At 64.1% G+C, this 19,995-nt stretch carries 16 protein-coding genes and 1 other RNA gene; 1 reads left to right on the top strand and 16 read right to left on the bottom strand.

Annotation, left to right across the window (positions count from 1 at the left end; genetic code table 11):
• Positions 1-4: 4 nt before the first annotated feature.
• From F8197_RS23030 to rnpB, 14 genes are all read right to left on the bottom strand, one after another.
• On the bottom strand, positions 5-964 hold the full coding sequence (locus tag F8197_RS23030) for a D-alanine--D-alanine ligase (RefSeq protein WP_152883881.1): 960 nt from the start codon (positions 962-964) through the stop codon (positions 5-7).
• Positions 965-966: 2 nt separating this feature from the next.
• A complete protein-coding gene (gene murC, locus F8197_RS23025; RefSeq protein WP_373996953.1) occupies positions 967-2,370 on the bottom strand; it encodes a UDP-N-acetylmuramate--L-alanine ligase in 1,404 nt (467 codons plus the stop codon).
• Between the two features lie 10 nt (positions 2,371-2,380).
• Entirely contained in the window at positions 2,381-3,457 is a 1,077-nt protein-coding gene (gene murG, locus F8197_RS23020) for an undecaprenyldiphospho-muramoylpentapeptide beta-N-acetylglucosaminyltransferase (protein WP_193333542.1), read from the bottom strand.
• Positions 3,454-4,674 (bottom strand): putative lipid II flippase FtsW, encoded by a 1,221-nt coding sequence (ftsW, locus tag F8197_RS23015; protein ID WP_019921431.1) that lies wholly within the window; start codon positions 4,672-4,674, stop codon positions 3,454-3,456. The genes murG and ftsW overlap by 4 nt, the downstream gene beginning before the upstream one ends.
• Entirely contained in the window at positions 4,674-6,182 is a 1,509-nt protein-coding gene (murD, locus tag F8197_RS23010) for a UDP-N-acetylmuramoyl-L-alanine--D-glutamate ligase (protein WP_152883879.1), read from the bottom strand. The genes ftsW and murD overlap by 1 nt, the downstream gene beginning before the upstream one ends.
• Positions 6,179-7,348: a phospho-N-acetylmuramoyl-pentapeptide-transferase gene (gene mraY / locus F8197_RS23005; protein ID WP_056137626.1), complete on the bottom strand. Its 1,170-nt coding sequence runs from the start codon at positions 7,346-7,348 to the stop codon at positions 6,179-6,181. Before mraY ends, murD begins: the two co-directional genes overlap by 4 nt.
• A 2-nt stretch (positions 7,349-7,350) precedes the next feature.
• A complete protein-coding gene (murF, locus tag F8197_RS23000; RefSeq protein ID WP_152883878.1) occupies positions 7,351-8,739 on the bottom strand; it encodes a UDP-N-acetylmuramoyl-tripeptide--D-alanyl-D-alanine ligase in 1,389 nt (462 codons plus the stop codon).
• Positions 8,739-10,295 carry a UDP-N-acetylmuramoyl-L-alanyl-D-glutamate--2,6-diaminopimelate ligase gene (locus F8197_RS22995; RefSeq protein WP_373996952.1) on the bottom strand — a complete coding sequence of 519 codons (1,557 nt, stop codon included), beginning with the start codon at positions 10,293-10,295 and terminating at the stop codon, positions 8,739-8,741. The genes murF and F8197_RS22995 overlap by 1 nt, the downstream gene beginning before the upstream one ends.
• Positions 10,292-12,067, bottom strand: coding sequence for a penicillin-binding protein 2 (locus tag F8197_RS22990; RefSeq protein ID WP_152883876.1), 1,776 nt, complete (start codon positions 12,065-12,067; stop codon positions 10,292-10,294). The genes F8197_RS22995 and F8197_RS22990 overlap by 4 nt, the downstream gene beginning before the upstream one ends.
• Positions 12,064-12,339, bottom strand: coding sequence for a cell division protein FtsL (gene ftsL, locus F8197_RS22985; RefSeq protein ID WP_373996951.1), 276 nt, complete (start codon positions 12,337-12,339; stop codon positions 12,064-12,066). Before ftsL ends, F8197_RS22990 begins: the two co-directional genes overlap by 4 nt.
• The gene (rsmH, locus tag F8197_RS22980) at positions 12,336-13,334 is read right to left on the bottom strand and encodes a 16S rRNA (cytosine(1402)-N(4))-methyltransferase RsmH (protein ID WP_373996950.1); all 999 of its coding nucleotides are present in this window, start codon (positions 13,332-13,334) and stop codon (positions 12,336-12,338) included. The genes ftsL and rsmH overlap by 4 nt, the downstream gene beginning before the upstream one ends.
• Positions 13,335-13,342: 8 nt before the next feature.
• Positions 13,343-13,771, bottom strand: coding sequence for a division/cell wall cluster transcriptional repressor MraZ (mraZ, locus tag F8197_RS22975; RefSeq protein ID WP_026637213.1), 429 nt, complete (start codon positions 13,769-13,771; stop codon positions 13,343-13,345).
• Positions 13,772-14,429: 658 nt separating this feature from the next.
• A complete protein-coding gene (gene glpK / locus F8197_RS22970; protein ID WP_152883873.1) occupies positions 14,430-15,941 on the bottom strand; it encodes a glycerol kinase GlpK in 1,512 nt (503 codons plus the stop codon).
• Positions 15,942-15,998: 57 nt separating this feature from the next.
• Positions 15,999-16,346, bottom strand: an RNA gene (rnpB, locus tag F8197_RS22965) — RNase P RNA component class A.
• Between the two features lie 116 nt (positions 16,347-16,462).
• Between rnpB and F8197_RS22960 the strand changes: the two genes are divergently transcribed.
• A complete protein-coding gene (locus tag F8197_RS22960; RefSeq protein ID WP_152883871.1) occupies positions 16,463-18,175 on the top strand; it encodes a thiamine pyrophosphate-binding protein in 1,713 nt (570 codons plus the stop codon).
• A 2-nt stretch (positions 18,176-18,177) separates the two neighbouring features.
• Here F8197_RS22960 and F8197_RS22955 read toward each other — a convergent pair whose 3' ends face one another.
• Positions 18,178-18,705 (bottom strand): hypothetical protein, encoded by a 528-nt coding sequence (locus F8197_RS22955; protein ID WP_152883870.1) that lies wholly within the window; start codon positions 18,703-18,705, stop codon positions 18,178-18,180.
• Between the two features lie 74 nt (positions 18,706-18,779).
• Positions 18,780-19,877, bottom strand: a complete 1,098-nt coding sequence (locus tag F8197_RS22950; protein WP_152883868.1) for a porin — start codon at positions 19,875-19,877, stop codon at positions 18,780-18,782.
• Positions 19,878-19,995: the final 118 nt, after the last annotated feature.

The following is a 19,995-nucleotide window of genomic DNA, read 5'->3' as shown; positions in this document are numbered from 1 at the left end:
GCGTTCAACCCTTCATTTTCAAACGGGCCGTGCGCAGGATCGCCACGCACAGGTCTTCGTAGCTCATGCCTTCGGCACGCGCCGCCATCGGCACCAGCGAGTGGCCGGTCATGCCGGGCGAGGTGTTGACCTCGAGCAGGAACGGCTTCTGGTCGCGTTCGCGCAGCAGCACGTCCACCCTGCCCCAGCCTTCGCACTTGACGTTGCGGTAAGCCGCCACCGCGATGCGCTGCATCTCGGCGGTCAGCTCGGGCGGCAGCACGGCCGGGCAGATGTACCGGGTGTCGTCGCTGAAGTACTTGTTCTGGTAGTCGTAGTTGCCGGCTGGCGCGACGATTTCCACGATCGGCAGCGCGCGGGCATCAGTTCCTGAGCCGAGTACGGCCACCGTGAATTCGCGGCCGGTGACAAATTCCTCGGCCAGCACGGCGTCGTCGATGGCGGCGGCGATATCGCACGCGGCCTTGAAATCGGCAGCGACTTCCACCTTGGTGATGCCGATGGTCGAGCCTTCATGCGGCGGCTTGACGATCAGTGGCAGGCCCAGGTCGGCACTGACGGCATCGAGGTCGGAGGCGGCGTCGATCACCGCGTAGCGCGGCGTTGGCAGGCCGGCGGCCAGCCACAGGATCTTGGTGGTGATCTTGTCCATCGCCACGGCGCTGGCCATCACGCCGCTGCCCGTGTACGGAATGCGCAGCAGTTCCAGCGCGCCCTGCAGGCTGCCGTCTTCGCCGTAGCGGCCGTGCAGCGCGATGAACACGCGGTCGAATTGTTGCTCGGCCAGTTCGGCCAGCGTGCGCTCGCCGGTGTCGAAGCCGTGAGCGTCAACGCCCTTGCTTTGCAGCGCCTTGAGCACGCCGGCGCCCGACATCAGCGACACTTCGCGCTCGGCAGAACGGCCGCCGAACAGCACGCCCACCTTGCCCAGCGCCTTGATATCTTCAGTAGAGATGATGCTCATGGTCAGACCTTTGGATAATGAGTCAGTTTGGCCGGCACGGCGCTGATGGCGCCGGCGCCCATGGTGATGACGACGTCGCCGTCCTTCACCACGCTCATGATGGTTTCCGGCATATCGCCGATGTTTTCCACGAAAATCGGTTCGATCTTGCCGCGTGCGCGCAAGGCGTGCGCCAGCGAGCGGCCGTCGGCAGCCACGATCGGCGCTTCGCCGGCCGCGTACACCTCGGCCAGCACCAGCACGTCGGGCGCGCCCAGCACCTTGACGAAATCTTCGAACAGGTCGCGGGTGCGGCTGTAGCGGTGCGGCTGGAACGCCAGCACCAGGCGGCGGCCCGGGTACGCAGCGCGCGCGGCTGCCAGCGTCACTTCGGTTTCCACCGGGTGGTGGCCAAAATCATCGACCAGCGCGAACGTGCCGCGCGGTTCAGCTCCACCTTGGATGGCAACCTCGCCATAACGCGTAAAGCGGCGGCCCACGCCACCGAAGCCGGCCAGGCCCGCTTGCGTGTGGTGGTCGGCGATGCCGATTTCGCGGGCAATCGCGATCGCCGAGCAGGCATTCTGCACGTTGTGCAGGCCGGGCTGGTTGAGCACCACGTCAAGGTCCGGGTAGCCGTCCTGCAGCACGGTGAAATGCATTTCCACGCCGACGGCGCGGGCGTTGATGGCGCGCACTTCCGCTTCTTCATGGAAGCCGTAGGTGGTGACCGGCTTGGTCACGTGCGGGATGATCGAGCGCACGTGCGGATCGTCGATGCACAGCATGGCGCGGCCGTAGAACGGCAGGCGGTGCGTGAAGTGCACGAACGCCTGCTTGAGCTTTTCGAAATCGTGCTCGTAAGTGTCCATGTGGTCGGCGTCGATGTTGGTGATCACCTCGATCATCGGCGTCAGGTTCAGGAACGACGCATCCGATTCATCGGCTTCGGCCACCAGGTAGTCGCCGGTGCCCAGTTTGGCATTGGCGCCGGCAGCGGTCAGGCGTCCGCCGATGACAAAGGTCGGATCGAGGCCGCCCTGCGCCAGCACCGATGCCACCAGGCTGGTGGTGGTGGTTTTGCCGTGGGTGCCGGCAATCGCGATGCCGCGTTTCAGGCGCATCAATTCGCCGAGCATCACTGCGCGCGGCACGATCGGCACCTTGCGCGCGCGCGCTGCCAGTACTTCCGGATTGTCCTGCTGCACAGCGGTCGAGGTGACGACAGCGTCGGCGGCGCCGATATTGTCGGCTGCATGACCCTGGAACACTTTGGCGCCCATGTCCGCCAGCCGCTGGGTGACAGCGTTGCTGCCCAGGTCCGAGCCGGAAACGGAATAGCCGAGCGTGAGCAGCACTTCGGCGATGCCGCTCATGCCGCTGCCGCCGATGCCGACGAAGTGTATGTTCTGTACTTTATGTTTCACTGCCCTGTTCCTATACTTTTACTGCAAGTTGTTCGATTACCTGCGCGATCGCCTCGTTCGCATCGCGCTTGCCCACCTTGTGCGCTGCCGTCGCCATGGTGAGACACGCGGTGCGGGTGAGCGTCTCGAGCAGCGTTGCCACGCTTTGCGCGCTCATTTCCGTCTGCGGCATGTGGATCGCCGCGTTCTGCTTCGCCATCCACTGCGCGTTGTCGCGCTGGTGGCTGGTGGTCGATGCCACCAGCGGCACCAGCACGCTGGCCACGCCGGCGGCAGTCAGCTCCGACACCGTGATGGCGCCAGCACGGCAAATCACCACGTCGGCCTGCGCGTAGGCGCTGGCCATGTCGTCGATGAAATCGACCACGTTGGCCGCCACGCCGGCTTGCGCGTACGACGCGCGCAGCGCATCGATATTCTTCTTGCCCGACTGGTGCGTGACTACCGGCCGCTGCTCCGCCGGAATCAGCGCCAGCGCGCTTGGTAAATTGTCGTTGAGCGCCTTCGCGCCCAGGCTGCCGCCGACGACCAGGATGCGCAGCGCGCCGCTGCGGCCCGCGAAACGCTCGGCCGGCGCCGGCAGATCGAGGATCTCCTTGCGCACCGGGTTGCCGGTCACCACCGCCTTGTCGGCCGCCTTGCCGAAGTTGGCAGGGAAGCCGAAGCACACGCGCTCGGCGAACGGCACCAGCGTCTTGTTCGACAACAGCAGCGCGGCGTCGGCGTTCACCAGTGCCAGCGGCGTGGCGCGCAGCTTGGCCATCAAGCCCCCCGGTACAGTAACGTAGCCGCCCATGCCGAGGATGACATCGGGCTTGCGCCGGCCGATAAAACCGTGGCACGCGATGAAGGCTTTCACCATTTTCAGCGCGCCGCCGATCGAGTGCGACAATCCCTTGCCGCGCATGCCGGTAAAGTCGATGCTGTCCATCGCGATGCCGCTTTTCGGCACCAGGTCTTGTTCCATGCCGGCGGACGTGCCGAGCCAGGTTACTTCCCAGCCGCGCGCGCGCATGGTCTGCGCGATGGCCAGGCCGGGGAAAATGTGGCCGCCGGTGCCGGCTGCCATGATCATCAGTCGTTTCATAATCTGCCACCACGCATCAGGACCCGGTTCTCGTAGTCGATCCGGAGCAGGATCGCCAGGCCGATGCAGTTAATTACCACGCCCGTACCGCCATAGCTCATCAGCGGCAGGGTCAATCCCTTGGTGGGCAGCAGGCCAAGGTTCACGCCCATATTGATAAAGGTCTGCACACCGATCCAGATGCCGATGCCCTTGGCCGTCAGGCCGGCAAAGGTCTGGTCGATGGCAATAGCCTGGCGGCCGATGTCAAACGCCCGCTTGACGATCCAGTAGAACATCGAAATCACGATCAGCACGCCGACCAGGCCCAGTTCCTCGCCGATCACCGCCATCAGGAAGTCGGTGTGCGCTTCGGGCAGGTAGTGCAGTTTTTCCACGCTGCCGCCCAGGCCAACGCCGAAGATTTCGCCGCGACCGAACGCGATCAGCGAGTGCGTCAGCTGGTACGCCTTGTTCATCGCATTGTTCTCGTCCCACGGATTGAGGTAGGCGAAATAGCGCTCGCGGCGGAATTTCGACAGCGCGATGATGGAACCGAAAATCGCGACCAGCATCACGCCGATGCCGCCGAACCACACGGCGTTGATCCCGCCCAGGAACAGGATGCCCATGGTGATGCAGACGATCACGCCGAACGCACCCAGGTCGGGCTCGAGCAGCAGCAGCAAACCGACAAAGCCCACTGCGGCGGCCATCGGCAAAAAGCCCTTGGTCAGCTTGTGCATGTATTCCTGCTTGCGCACCGTGTAGTCGGCCGCGTACAGCACCGCCACCACCTTCATCAGTTCCGACGGCTGGATCTTGATCACGACCAGCGACAGCCAGCGGCGGCTGCCGTTCACCACGGAACCGAGGCCCGGGATCAGCACCATCACCAGCAGCACCAGCGTGCCGATGAACAGGTACGGCGCCCACTTTTGCAAGGTGGCGATGCGGGTGCGGAACACGAACATGCCGATCACCAGCGAAACCACCACGAACATGGCCTGGCGTTGCAGGAAATAGGTATTCTGCCAGCGCACGTAGTTGGCAAAGCGCGGCGAATCGGGCAGCGAGATCGACGCCGAATACACCATCACCATCCCCAGCAACATCAGGATGATGGTGACCCAGACCAGCGGCTGGTCGTACTCCATCATCTTCGACTGCCGCGCGCGGCCATCGATCGGCGTGACCGCCGATTTCTGTCCGAAGCGGAACGGCATCTGGAAGGCCATCAGAGCTCCTGTCCGTTGTCGAGGGCGATCTCGCGCACGGTGTCGATGAACACCTGGGCGCGATGCGCGTAGTTCTTGAACATGTCCATGCTGGCGCACGCCGGCGACAGCAACACGGCGTCGCCGGTCTGCGCCAGGTCGCGCGCACGCATGACCGCTTTGGGCAGGTCGGTGCCGCAGTCTTCCAGCGCAATGCCGGTATCCGCCAGCGCAGCGCGCAGCAGTGCCGCATCGCGGCCGATCAGCAGCGCGGCGCGCACGTAGCGGCCGGCCGGCTCGGCCAGCGGACCGAAGTCCTGGCCCTTGCCGTCGCCGCCCAGGATCACCACCAGGCGCTGGTCGGCGCCCGTGAAAGCCTTACCGAGGCCGTTCAATGCAGCCACGGTGGCGCCCACGTTGGTGCCCTTGCTGTCATCGTAGTATTCGACGTCGTTGATCGCGCCCACCAGTTCCACCCGGTGCGGCTGGCCGCGGTAGTCGCGCAGGCCGTGCAGCAGTGGCGCCAGCGGCAGGTCGATGGCGCGGCACAGCGCCAGCGCGGCCAGCGCGTTGGCGGCGTTGTGCACGCCACGGATTTGCAGCGCGTCGGACGGCATCAGGTTTTTCACCATGGTCTCGACCGGTGGCGGCGGCGGATCGTTCTTCTTGCGTTTTTTCGGTTCGCCCTCGTCCTCGGCCGGCACGGCGGTGGCCAGCCACAGCACGTTGCGCTCGTTGTGCAAGCCGAAGTCGCCCAGGTGTTTCGGGGCATCGGTACCGAAGCTGACATTGACGCCATTGTTGCCGGCCATGCGCATCACGGTCGCGTCGTCGCGGTTCAATACGCGCACGGTGTCGTGGGCGAAGATGCGGTGCTTGGCGGCGGCATACGACGGCATGTCGCCGTGCCAGTCCAGGTGGTCCTGTGTCACGTTCAAAACCGTGGCGGCGTGCGCTTCGAGGGTGAAGGTGGTTTCGAGCTGGAAGCTGGAAAGTTCGAGCACCCACACGTCAGGCAGGCTGCCGTTATCGAGTACTTCGCGCAGCACGTCGAGCGCCGCCGGGCTGATATTGCCCGCCACGCGCACGGTCTTGCCCGCGCGTTCGCACAGCTGGCCCACCAGCGTGGTCACGGTCGTTTTGCCGTTGGTGCCGGTAATTGCGATGATCTTCGGCGCATAGTCACGCTCAAGCTTTAGCGCTTCGAGCGCCTGGGCGAACAATTCGATCTCGCCCCGGACCGGAATGCCGGCGGCAGCGGCTGCGGGCGCAATCTCCGCCAGTTCGCGGCCCGGCGCCAGGCCGGGGCTCACTGCCACGAAGTCCACACCGGCCAGCAGCGCCGCGTCGAAAGCACCGGCGACGAATTCCACGTCGGGCACGGCGGCTTGCAACGCAGGCAGGCGCTCGGGCGACTCGCGGGTATCGGCCACGCGCACGCGCGCGCCGCTGCGGGCGAGCCACAGCGCCATCGCCAGGCCGGATTCGCCCAGCCCCAGTACCAGTGCGTTTTTGCCGTCGTAGCTCATCGCAGCTTCAGGGTAGATAAACCAACCAGCACCAGCATCATCGTGATGATCCAGAAACGCACGACGACCTGGGTCTCTTTCCAGCCTTTTTGTTCGAAATGGTGGTGCAAAGGCGCCATCAGGAACACGCGGCGGCCCACGCCGTAACGCTTCTTGGTGTACTTGAACCAGCTCACCTGCATGATCACCGACACCGTCTCCGCCACGAAAATACCGCCCATGATGAACAGCACGATTTCCTGGCGCACGATCACGGCGATGGTGCCCAGCGCGCCGCCCAGGGCGAGTGCGCCGACATCGCCCATGAACACCTGGGCCGGATGGGTGTTAAACCACAGGAAGGCCAGGCCGGCGCCAGCCAGCGCGCCGCAGAAGATGATCAATTCGCCCGCGCCCGGAATGTGCGGAATCAGCAGGTACTTCGAATACGTAGCGCTACCGGTCAGGTAGGCGAACAGGCCCAGGGCCGCGCCGACCAGGATGGTCGGCATGATGGCCAGGCCGTCGAGACCATCGGTAAAGTTGACGGCGTTGCTGGTGCCGACGATCACGCAGTACGTCAGCGCGATGAAGCCCCACACGCCCAGCGGATAGCTGATGGTCTTGAAGAACGGTACGATCAGGTCGGCCTTGGGCGGCAAGTCCATCTGGAAGCCCGACTGCACCCAGGCGAAGAACAGCTCGAACACCTTGCCGGCATTCGGCGCGGACACCGAGAACGCCAGGTACAGCGCGGCGGCCAAGCCGACCAGCGACTGCCAGAAGTATTTTTCGGCCGAGCGCATGCCCTCCGGGTCCTGGTTGACCACCTTGCGGTAGTCATCGACCCAGCCGATGGCGCCAAAGCCCAGCGTGACCACCAGCACCGGCCAGATCAGGCGGTTGGACAGGTCGCACCACAGCAGCGTGGAGACGCCGATGGCGATCAGGATCAGCACACCGCCCATGGTGGGGGTGCCGTGTTTTTTCAGGTGTGTTTGCGGACCGTCGGTGCGCACGGCCTGGCCGTACTTGAGCGACGTCAGCATGCGGATCACGGCCGGACCGGCCGCCAGGCCGATGATCAGGGCGGTGGCCGCAGCAGCCACGGCGCGGAAAGTGATGAAGTTAAAGACCCGGAGCGGGCCTATCTCGTCCTGGAAAAACTGAGCGAGCCAAAGCAGCATGATTAGTGACTTCCTTTAATAGCTTGTTGCAATCCAATCAAATGCTGCACGACCCGTTCCATTTTCATGAAGCGGGAGCCCTTGATCAATACGGTTGCGTTCGACGTTACTGCCGCATCCACTGCGGACAGCAAGGCGTCGAATTGTTCAAAATGACGAATGGCGTCCCCACGCATGTGGGCGGCCAGTTCGCCGGTGACCAGCACCTGTTCGATGCCTTTGTTCTGCGCGTAAGCGCCGATCTCTTGGTGGAACTCGCGGCCCTGCGTACCCACTTCGCCCATGTCGCCCAGCACCAGCACGCGCGGGCTGGCGGCGCGGGCCAATACGTCGATGGCGGCGCGCACCGAATCCGGGTTGGCGTTGTAGGTGTCGTCGATGACGGTGGCGCCATTGGCGGCGGCCTTGCGTTGCAGGCGGCCGCTGACCGGCGCAAACGTGTCGAGTCCCAGCTTGATGTGTTCCAGCGCGATGCCGGCCGCGTACGTACACGCTACCGCGGCCAGGGCATTGCGCACATTATGTTCGCCGGCCGCCTGCAGGTTGACGAAGAACTGTTCTTCGCTTTTGCTGTTGCTTGCGCGGATGGTGATGAACATCTCGTTACCGAAGTCGTTGGCACGGAAGGTGCACGACACCTCGGCCGCCTTGCTCAAACCGAAGCGCAGCACGCGGCGGCCGGCGGCCAGTTCATCCCATACCGGCGTGTACTCGTCGCCGTGCGGATAGACCGCGACGCCGTCAGCGGGCAAAGCCGCCAGCACGGCGCCGTTTTCGCGCGCTACCGCTTCCACCGTGTGCATGAATTCCTGGTGTTCGCGCTGGGCGTTGTTGACCATGGCGATGGTCGGTGCGGCAATCGCGGCCAGGCGGGCGATTTCGCCCGGATGGTTCATGCCCATCTCGATCACGGCCGACTGCTGCTGCGCGTCCATGCGGAACAGCGTCAGTGGCACGCCGATTTCGTTATTCAGGTTGCCGCGCGTGGCCAGGCGCCCGGTTTCGCCGTGGGCAGCGGCCAGGATGGTGGCGATCATTTCCTTGACGGTGGTTTTGCCGTTACTGCCGGTAACGCCGATCACCGGCACTGCGAACTGCCCGCGCCACCAGTTGGCCAGCTGGCCCAGCGCCGCCAGGGTGTTCGGCACGACGATGGCCGGTACGCTCAAACCATCTGGTACTTCTTCCACCACCACGGCAGCGACGCCTTTGGCAGCGACATCGTGCAGGAACTTGTGGGCGTCGAACACCTCGCCGCGCAAGGCGACGAACAGGGCGCCGGCGGCCACGCTGCGGCTGTCGGTGGACACACCATTGAATTCAAGCGCGCCGTCGCCGGCGAACGTGGCGCTGGTGAGCGAAGGCAGGACCTGTGCGAGTGCAGCGCGCATCAATGGGTCCTCATCATGGTCAGGCGCGCCGACAGCGCCAGCTGGGCGTGGTCGGTGTCCGAGAACGACAGCTTCTTGCCCTTGATTTCCTGGTACGGCTCATGGCCCTTGCCGGCCAGCAGGATCACGTCGGCCTTGGCCGCGTGCTTGATCGCCGACAGGATGGCGCCGGCGCGGTCGTCCTGGGTTTGCACGCGCGAAGCCGGGTTGTTCAGGTCCATGCCGGCCACGATCTGCAGGATGATCGCATGCGGATCTTCGCTGCGCGGGTTGTCGCTGGTGACGATCACCTGGTCGGCCGCCTGGGCGATCTTGCCCATTTGCGGACGCTTGCCCGGATCGCGGTCGCCGCCGCAGCCGAACACGCACCACAGCTGGCCGTTGCGATCGGTGGCGACAGCGCGCAGCGCAGCCAGGGTTTTTTCCAGCGCGTCGGGCGTGTGGGCGTAGTCGATCACGATCAGCGGCGCATCCTGGCCGCCCACCTGCTGCATGCGGCCCGGCGCCGGGACCAGCGCTTCCACCGCCTCGATGGCGCCGCGCAGGCCGGTGCCTTTGGCCAGCAACGCGCCGATCACGCCCAGCGCATTGCTGATATTGAAGGCGCCTACCAGGTGGGTTTTCACCAGCGCCACGCCCAGCGGGCAGTCGAGGTGGAACTCGGTGCCGCCGGCGCGGCCGGTGCGCAACTGGCTGGCGCGCAGCACCAGCACGTCGTCGATATCCGGTTGCGCGGCTTCGTCCTTGAGCGTGTAGCCGATCAGCGGAATGGTGCCGGCCAGCGCCGGCTTGGCTTTCAGGTGGGCGATCAGGCGCAGGCCGGCCGGATCGTCGAGGTTGACGACAGCGGTTTTCAGGCCCGGCCAGTCGAACAGTTTGACCTTGGCCGCTTCGTACGCGGCCATGTCGCCGTGGTAGTCGAGGTGATCGCGGGTGAGGTTGGTAAACACGGCCACGTCGAAATGCATGCCGGCCACGCGGTGCTGATCGAGGCCGATCGACGACACTTCGATGGCCAGCGACCTGGCGCCTTTTTCGCGCAGGCCGGCCAGGGTGCGCGCCAGCAGCACAGCGTCGGGCGTGGTGTAGCCGGTAACGTCGTAATCGACTTCGCCGCGCGCGCGGAACACGCCCACGCCCAGCGTGCCGACCACGGCAGCGAGTTCGCCACTGCGCGCCAGGGCCTGGCCCAGCCACACGGCGCTCGAGGTCTTGCCGTTGGTGCCGGTCACGCCTACCGTAAACATGGCGCTGTCAGGCTGCGCGTAGTAGGCGTGGGCGATCGGGCCCGCGTGTTGTTTGAGATCGGCCACGCCGATGCTGGCGACAGTGGCGCTGTCGGGCAGCGCACCGCCAGCAGCGTCGAACACCACCAGCGCGGCGCCGTTGGCCACCGCGCTGTCGATAAAGGCGCGGCCTTCGGCAAAAGCGAAAAACACGTCGCCCGGTTCCACGCGGCGCGAGTCCGAGGTCAGGCGCGCGCCTGGCGCCAGCTTGCGGATTGCGTCGGCGATGGCGTGTGTTCCGGCCAGCGGGTCGAAGTTTAAAGTCGTCACATGTTCCCCTGTGCTGCGGATTCAGGAATGATGATATGGGTCAGGTCGGAGTCCGGCGCCACGTTCTTGTTGCGCAGCGCCTGCGCGGCCAGGGCGGAAAACACCGGGCCGGCGACGTCGCCACCGTATTTGAAGGGACCGCTCGGCTCGTCGATCATGACGGCAATGATGAAGCGCGGGTCCGACATCGGCGCCATGCCGACGAAGTTGCCGATGTACTTGCTATGCGAGTAACGGCCGTTGACGACCTTTTGCGCGGTGCCGGTCTTGCCGCCCACGCGGTAGCCAGGCACCTGCGCCTTGACGGCGGAACCGCCCGGAAGCGTCACCATTTCCAGCATCTCGCGCATTTCGGCGGCGGTCTTGGGGCTCACTACCTGGGTGCCGTGCGGCGCTTCGGTCACTTTCTGGAACGACAGCGGAATGATGTCGCCGTTGCGCGCGAAAATCATGTACGAACGGGCCAGCTGGATCAGCGATACCGTCAGGCCCTGGCCGAAGCTGATATTGGCGTGTTCCACCGTGCGCCAGGTTTTGTAAGGACGCAGGCGACCCGCCACGGCGCCCGGGAAACCCCAGCGCGGCGGCTGGCCGAAGCCCACCTTGGTATAGATTTCCCACAGGTCCTGCGCCGGCATGGCCAGCGCAATCTTCAACGTACCGATATTGGAAGACTTCTGGATCACGGTCTGGACGTCGATCGTGTGGTGCGGGCTGGTATCGCGGATAGGATGGCCGCCGACCATGGCCACGCCGTTGCCGGTATCAATCATGGTGTGCGGCGTGATGCGTTTTTCATCGAGCGCCAGGCCCACCGTGAATGGCTTGAGCGTGGAGCCGGGTTCGAAACTGTCGGTCATCACGCGGTTGCGCAGCTGCTCGCCGGTGAGCTTGGAACGGTCGTTCGGGTTGTAGGTCGGGTAGTTGGCCAGCGCCAGCACTTCGCCCGTGTGCACGTCGAGCACCACGGCGGCGCCGGCCTTGGCCTTGAACTTTTCCACCGCGTCTTTCACCTGGGTGAAGGCGATGTACTGGATCTTGCTGTCGATCGAGAGCGTGAGGTCCTTGCCATCGTGCGGTTCGCGCACCGAGCCGATATCTTCGACGATGTGGCCCAGGCGGTCGCGGATCACGCGGCGCGTGCCGGGCTGGCCGACCAGGCTTTTTTGCTGGGCGAGCTCCATCGATTCCTGGCCCACGTCTTCGAGGTTGGTAAAGCCCACCACGTGGGTGGTCACTTCGCCCTGCGGGTAGAACCGTTTGTATTCTTTTTCCGAGCCGATGCCGGCGATATTGAGCTTGGCGATCTTGTCGGCCACGTCCAGCTCGACCTGGCGCTTGAGGTACACGAAGCTGCGGTCGGAATCGAGCTTTTTCTGCAGCTCGGCGTTGGTCATGCCCAGCAGCGTGGCCATTTCCTTGAGCTTGTCGGCGGGCGCGTTCTGCACGTCGTCCGGGTTGGCCCAGATCCCCTTGACCGGCACCGACGACGCCAGCACCTGGCCGTCGCGGTCGGTGATCTTGCCGCGCGTGGCGGGCAGCACCAGGGTGCGGGCATAGCGGGCTTCGCCCTGCTTTTGCAGGAACTGGGTGGACATGCCCTGCAACCACATGGCGCGGCCGGCCAGCGCGGCAAACGCAAAGAACAACACGAACAGCACGACGCGCGAACGCCATACCGGCAGGCTCACCGCCAGTACCGGGTTTTTCGAGAACGGCACGCCCTTGGAGCGGGCGACCCGTGCGTTGTTCTGGTTGCCGCTGCGGCTCATTTCGATGCCTCGGGGGTCAGGTATTGCGTGCGCGCGGCGGTCAGCGCGGTCATGCCCAGGTCACGGCGGGCGATTTCCTCGATACGCGCGTGCTTGCCCAGGGTGGACTGGTCGAGCTGGAGCTGCGACCATTCGATGTCGAGCTGGCGCGCCTGCGACTGCGAGCGTTCCAGCTCGATGAACAGGTGGCGCGCCTGGTACTGGGCGTTGACCAGCGACAGGCCGCAGCCCACCAGCAAGGTGACCAGCACGATGTTGATCTTGCCGCTCACGCCGCGTCCTCGGGGAAAGGCAAACGGCGCGCCACGCGCATCACCGCCGAACGGGCGCGCGGGTTGGCGTCCACTTCGGCGTCGGACGGCTTGAGCTTCGCCAGCAGCTTGATCTCGGGCTGAGGCAGGTCCACGGCGCGGATCGGCAGGCGGCGGTCGGGCTGTTCGACATTGGCGCGGGCGGCAAAGAAGCGCTTGACCATGCGGTCTTCCAGCGAGTGGAAGCTGATGATGGCCATGATGCCGCCCGGGGCCAGGCTGTCGTACGCCTGGTTCAGACCGATTTCGAGGTCTTCAAGCTCTTTATTGATGAAAATCCGGATAGCCTGAAAGGTGCGAGTGGCCGGATCCTTGCCCTTCTCCCGGGTTTTGACCGCGCCTGCCACGATGCCGGCAAGCTGTCGTGTGGTCGAAATTGGTTCGATTGCCCGGCGAGCAACAATCGCCTTTGCAATCTGGAAAGCAAACCGTTCTTCCCCATATTCTTTGATAACCTTTTCCAGTGTCTGTTCGTTTTCGATGGCAAGCCATTCGGCTGCCGACATGCCGCGCGTGGTGTCCATGCGCATGTCGAGCGGACCGTCGTTGCGGAAGCTGAAGCCGCGTGCGGCGTCGTCCACCTGCGGCGACGAAATGCCCAGGTCGAGCAGGATGCCGTCCACCTGCGCCGCGCCGCGTGCGGCAAGCGCCGCGCGCATGGTGGCGAAGCTGTCATGGACGATGGTGAAGCGTGGATCGTCGATTTGTTCGGCGGTGGCGATTGCCTGCAGGTCCTTGTCGAAGGCGATCAGGCGCGCGTTGGCGCCCAGCTTCGACAGGATCAGGCGCGAGTGGCCGCCACGGCCGAAGGTGCCGTCGACGAACACGCCGTTGGCGCGTGCGCCGTGCAGCGCCAGGGCATCGACCGCCTCGTCCAGCAGGACGGTGCGATGCTGGAAATCGGATGCTGCACGGTCGGATACCGGGCTGTCAGGTACCGTAGTAGTAGTGATCACGGAGTACCTTAGAAAGAGAAATTGGCGAGGACATCGGGGGTGCCGGCATCAATGGCCTGCTGCTCTTTTTCCGCCATCTTGGCGGCATCCCAGATTTCGAAATGCGAGCCCATGCCCATCAACATCACTTCGCGCTCGATGCCGACGGCGGTGCGCAGCTCGGGAGCGATCAGGATGCGGCCGGCGGTGTCGAGTTCGACGTCGGTGGCGTAGCCAAGGAAGATGCGTTGCCAGGCGCGCGCCTGCATGGGCCACTGGGCGATCTGCTGGCGGTGCTGCTCCCACACGGGACGGGGGAACAGCATGACGCAGCCATCGGGATGGCGGGTGAGCGTGAGGCGGCCATCGCATTGGATGGCCAGCGCGTCACGATGCTTGGCAGGGATGGACATCCTGCCCTTTGCATCGAGATTGATTGCGGACGCGCCTTGAAACACGGGATTACCTTTGACCTCAGTATTGTTAGCGGAGCATGAATTGCAACTTTTATCGTTCAACTTCCGCTGCCGCTAAGTCAGTAGAAATTTCCCACAAAAAGACACTTTTTCACACAGATGCCCACTTTAGAGGATGGAAGAATGGTGGTCAAGCGCTTTCCGGCAATCGAAAACCCGATTTTATTAATGAAATTAAGGACTTAGCGTGATTCCTTGAAGCCACCTAGAAACAAAATAGCTCAACAAATTAAGTACTTATCTCAAAAACTGAATGTGGACTCTCATCTGTACACATGGTTTTGGGGTTTGCGCTCGATCAAAAATGACGGGAACAAAACAATAAAATAAATGCATAAAGTTGCCAGGTGCCAACATTGCATTAAATTATTTACAACAGTCGAGTTCGGTAATGTCGAGGAGGCGAAAGCGGGACAAACACGATGAATGCCGTGCAAAGCGGCACTAGCAGCGGCGGAATAGCGGGTGAGTGACTTTCAGTCGGCTTTCAATGGTTCAAACTGGTCGATCGGCCGAACATACCATTTGGCTCAAGTTGTCTATACATATTAACGCACAGCGGCGCCACGTAAACCGGCATTATACGCCGCTCAAAAGACCCGAACACGGGGTTTTTCGGGGTGCTTAAATTATTAAAAAGTTAACCTTCCAGCTCCTGATGCCAGTCGCGCGACCGCGCGACCGCCCTGCCCCAGGTCGCCAGAAGGGCCTGGCGCTGGTCGTCGCCCATGGCCGGTTCGAAGCGCCGTTCGCAGGTCCATTGCGCCGCCACCTCCTCGCGGCTGTCCCAGTAGCCCACCGCCAGCCCGGCCAGGTAGGCAGCGCCCAGCGCCGTGGTTTCGGTCACCTGCGGACGCACCACCGGCACGCCCAGCAGATCGGCCTGGAACTGCATCAGGAGGTCGTTGCGGGCGGCGCCGCCGTCGGCACGCACCTCGGTGAGGGTGAAGTCGCGGTGCGACGCGGCCACGTCGCGCTGCATGGCGATCATCAGCTCGGCGCTTTGGTAGGCGATCGCCTCGAGCGCAGCACGGGCGATATGACCGCGATGACTGCCCCGGCTCAGCCCCACCAGGGCGCCGCGCGCGTACGGGTCCCAGTGCGGCGCGCCCAGGCCCACAAAGGCCGGCACCAGGAATACGCCGCCGCTGTCGGGCACGCTGGCAGCGAGCGCCTCGACCTCGCTCGACTGCCGGATCAGGCCCAGGCCGTCGCGCAGCCACTGCACCGTGGCGCCGCCCATGAACACGCTGCCCTCCATCAGGTAATCGGTCTCGCCGTCGAGGCGCCAGCCCACGGTGGTGAGCAGGCGGTTGTGCGATGCCACCGGGTGGCGACCCAGGTGCATTAGCATGAAGCAGCCGGTGCCATAGGTATTCTTGACCATGCCCGGCTGCAGGCAGGCCTGGCCGAAGGTGGCGGCCTGCTGGTCGCCGGCGATGCCGGCCACCGGTATCGGCACGCCGAACAGCTCGGGCCTGGTGGTGCCGATTTCCTCGCTCGACGACACCACCTGCGGCAGCAGTTCTGCGGGAATGTCGAACAGCGCCAGCATGTCGCTGTCCCAGCGCAGCAGGTGGATATTGAACAGCATGGTGCGCGACGCGTTGCCGACGTCGGTCACGTGGCGGCCGGTCAGCTGGAACGCCAGCCAGCTGTCGATGGTGCCGAACGCCAGTTCGCCGCGCCGCGCGCGGTCGCGCGCGCCGGGTACATGGTCGAGCAGCCATTTCAGCTTGGTGGCGGAGAAATAGGCGTCCAGTTCCAGCCCGGTGGCGGCCTTGATCGCGCGCTCCTGGCCCGCTGCGCGCAGGGCGTCGCAGGTATCGGCCGTACGGCGGTCCTGCCAGACGATGGCCGGGGCGATCGGCTCGCCCGTCGCGCGGTCCCACACCATGGTGGTTTCGCGCTGGTTGGCAATGCCGATGGCGAGGATCTGGCGCGGGTCGATGTGGTTGTCGCGCAGGACCTGGCGGGCGACGTCGAGCTGGCTGCGCCAGATGTCGTGCGGATCGTGCTCGACCCAGCCCGGATGGGGGAAATGCTGGGGATATTCGGCCGCCGCGCTGCCGCAGATGTGGCCGGCGTGGTCGAACACGATGGCGCGCGAGCTGGTGGTACCCTGGTCCAGGGCAAGTATGTAGTGTTTCATCGGCGTCCCCCGGTCGGCGCGGCGTCGCGTCGATCCGGCAGGCGCCGCATGGTCATTAGTTGAAGCAAGCCGATAGGCCGGATTTTGTTACGGCGCGGCAGAACCGCGCTATGACAGCCATTCCTCTAGGCGCTGGATTACTCCAGCGCTCAAGCTTCCTACCCGCACGCTCCGCGAGCAGCATCATCGCGTGCCTATTTGGAATTGCACCAGGTGGAGGTTACCGCGTTTCACCGTAACTTAATACGCTCGTCTCTGTGGCCCTGTTCCTCGCCTTATACCTCGCCGGCTTGCGCCAGCAAAGGCTTTCGGCGGACGGCCGTTAACCGTCACCCCGCTCTGTGGAGTCCGGACCTTCCTCCCGCCAGGCATTACGCGCTGGCCAGCGGCTGTCTGGCTTGCTTCAGGCGGTATTGTACCAGTCCATGCCGCCAATTCCGAATTTGATGTCGCCATTGTTAAAGCCCGCGCCGTGGGGCCGTCTTAGAATGACGCACCACCACCTGACAAGGCCTCCTACAATGACGCACCCCACCCGCAGCGGCGGCCAGATCCTGGTCGACGCCCTCCAGATCCACGGCGTCGATACCGCCTTCGGCGTGCCCGGCGAAAGCTATCTCGACGTGCTCGACGCGCTGCACGACTCCGGCATCCGCTTCATCATCAACCGCCAGGAAGGCGGCGCCGCCTTCATGGCCGATGCCTACGGCAAAATGACGGGCCGTCCCGGGATCTGTTTTGTGACGCGGGGGCCGGGGGCCACCAACGCATCGATCGGCGTGCACACCGCATACCAGGATTCGACGCCGATGATCCTGTTCATCGGCCAGGTCGGCAGCGACTTCATCGACCGCGAAGCATTCCAGGAAATCGACTACCGCCGCATGTTCGGCCAGATGGCCAAGTGGGTAGCGCAGATCGATCGCGCCGACCGCATCCCCGAATACCTGGCGCGCGCGTTCCAGGTCGCTACCAGCGGCCGTCCCGGCCCGGTGGTGCTGGCCCTGCCCGAGGACATGCTCACCACCCTGGCCACCGTGGCCGACACGCGCCGCTACCAGCCGGTGCAGGCGTCGCCATCGACCGCGCAAATGGCGGCCGTGCGCGCCATGCTGGAAGGCGCGCAGCGCCCGCTGCTCCTGATCGGCGGCGGCGGCTGGACCGAACCGGCATGCGCCCACCTGCGCCGCTTTGCGGAAATCAACGACCTGCCGGTGGCATGCGCGTTCCGCTTCCAGGACCTGCTCGACAACGACCACCCGAATTACGCCGGCGACGTCGGCATCGGCATCAACCCGGCGCTGGCCAGGCGCGTGCGCGAGGCCGACGTGATCGTTGCCATCGGCCCGCGCCTGGGCGAGATGACCACCGGCGGCTACGGCCTGCTGGCCGCGCCAGTGCCGCAGCAGCGCCTGGTGCACGTCCATGCGGACGCCGAGGAACTGGGCAGCGTGTACCAGGCCGAGTTGATGATCAACAGCGGCATGCCGCAATTTGCCGCCATGCTGGCCGCACTCGAACCACTCAACAGCGATGCCTGGCGCGCCAGCGTGGCGGCCGCCCGCGCCGACCTGGCGGCCTGGCAGCAACAGCCGCCGATCTTCCAGGACGGCAGCGCGCCGCTCGACCTGTGGCAGGTGGTGCAGGACATCGACCGCATCGCCCCGCACGACGTCATCATCACCAATGGCGCCGGCAACTACGCCACCTGGGCGCACCGCTTCCACCGCTACGGCGGCATGCGCACCCAGCTGGCGCCCACCAGCGGCGCCATGGGCTACAGCGTGCCGGCCGGCGTGGCGGCCAAGATCATCGACCCGGCCCGCACCGTGATCACCTTTGCCGGCGATGGCGAATACATGATGAACGGCCAGGAACTGGCCACGGCGGTGCAGTACCGCGCGGGCGTGGTGGTGATCGTGTTTAACAATGGCATGTTCGGCACCATCCGCATGCACCAGGAACGCGATTACCCGGGCCGCGTATCGGGCACGGAGTTGCACAACCCCGACTTCGCGGCGCTGGCGGTGGCCTATGGCGGCCATGGCGAGGTGGTGACAGCGACGGCGGAATTCGCGCCCGCGCTGGCGCGTGCGCTGGCGTGGGCCGATGAGAAACAGCTGCCGGCGCTGATCGAGCTGCGCTATGACGGCGAGCTGATTACGCCGGGAGCGACGTTAACCACCATCCGCAGGACTGCCCAGGCCGCACAGGCGGCCAGGAAAATCAGCTAATCTCAGGCGCCGCCGTTCTCGACGGCCGGCGCATTCTTCTGCTCTTTTTGCGGCGGGCAGGCGCGGCACACGCCGGCCTTGCGGCCGAAGTCGGTCACCAGCGGCAGCCGCATCGGCAGCGTGGCGTCACCGCAATAGCCGCCGTCGAGCACCAGCGCCTTGCCGCCATCGACGATCTTGCCGCTGATGGTGCGTTCGTCCTCTTCCGGCGGTTGCACGGTGAAGTACATCTGCCTGCCGCGCGGGTCGATGTTGACGTCGCTGGCCACCACCGGCCAGCTGATGCCGCCGGCCGTATATTCGTACAGCACGGTATCGACTTCGTTAAACCGCTGCAAGGTGATGCGCTGGCCGCCGAACTCGCCGCTGTCGGCGTTGATGCACAAGTCGGAAAACACCAGCATGCCGTAACGCGGCAAGCCGCGCTCGTCGGCGGCCTTGCGCGTGCCGGACGCCTTGGGCGCAGCCAGCACCGCGCACGAGGCCAGCAGCAGAGCGCCGGCCAGCAGCGCACGTTGTTGGTTCTTCATTCGTTGATCGCTTTCCCAAAAGAACAACGGCTGCACCAGGCAGCCGTTGTGGATTCTAAATCTGAAAAATCAGATTAGAACGAGTGTTTTACGCCCAGGTTGAACGCTTTGTCGCCCGTACCGCTTTCGGTGTTGTTACCAACGGTGTAAGCAGCGCCGTTCTTGTTGTTGATTTTAGCGAAAGCAACATAGGTGCTGGTGCGCTTCGACAGCGCGTACGAGTAACCGACAGCCAGTTGGGTAGCATCGCGGTTCAGCGGATCTTTGTCGTTTTTACGGGTGTACGAAGCCATCACGGTGCCAGCGTCGCCTACTGGTGCGGTCAGACCAACCAGTGCGTTGACGGTGTTTTCCGAGTTGCCGTAAGGAACGGTGCTGTATGCGTTAGGCACTGCAACGTTCGAGCTGTTCAGGCCCTTGTTGTTGCCGTAAGCAAAGTAAGCTTTAACAACTTTGAAGTTGTAGTTCACACCAACCAGGGTGTTGTAGCCGTTACGCAGGTTAGGATTGGTTGCGGTGTCGTTGTTGTGCGTGTTGTACGCGATACCAACGTTCAGGTCGCCATTGGTGTACAGACCCGACGCGCCGATTTGACGCTGCGCGCCCGAATCGCCAGCTTGTTCGCCCAGGCTGTACGAAACCGAACCCGAGAAACCGTAGTAGCTAGGGGTTTTGTACACAACAGCGTTGTCGTTGCGGGTGCCGGTCGTGACGTTAGCCACGGCGCTGGTCGAGCCCACTGGGAACAAGTTTTTGGCGGTACCGGCCATGCCCATTGCGAACGGGTCAGCCACGTCGCGCAGAACTTCGTAGTAAGGGGTGTACTGACGACCCAGGGTCAGGGTACCGGCAGTTTTCGAGCTCAGACCAACATAAGCTTCGCGGTTGAACAGACGGTTGGTGGAGTTGTCCAGTGCGCCGTCGTCGGTTTTTACGCCGGCTTCCAGTTTGAAGATAGCGCTCAGACCGCCACCCAGGTCTTCAGTGCCTTTGAAGCCGATACGCGAAGCCGAAGCAGTGCCGCTACCCAGTTTGGTAACGTTACCGTTGATACCGCCACGTTCAGCGACGATACCGGCATCGACGATACCGTACAGGGTAACGTTCGATTGTGCCATTGCGACGTTGCTCAGGGCGCCCAGGATGGCGATGGAGATCAGGGATTTTTTCATTCTTTATTTCCTTCAGTTGTATTGCTATCAAAAGGTAAAGCTAGTAGTGCGGCTCAATTCGGTTGCTTATCGACGCCTGCTCGGACGCCGTTGGGCGTGAGGGCTTACTCCCCAGCAG

It is taken from the genome of Duganella sp. FT27W, assembly GCF_009295655.1.
GTDB lineage: Bacteria > Pseudomonadota > Gammaproteobacteria > Burkholderiales > Burkholderiaceae_D > Rugamonas > Rugamonas zoogloeoides.
Note: the sequence above shows the minus strand (reverse complement) of the source record. Positions and strands in the feature narration are given on the sequence as shown.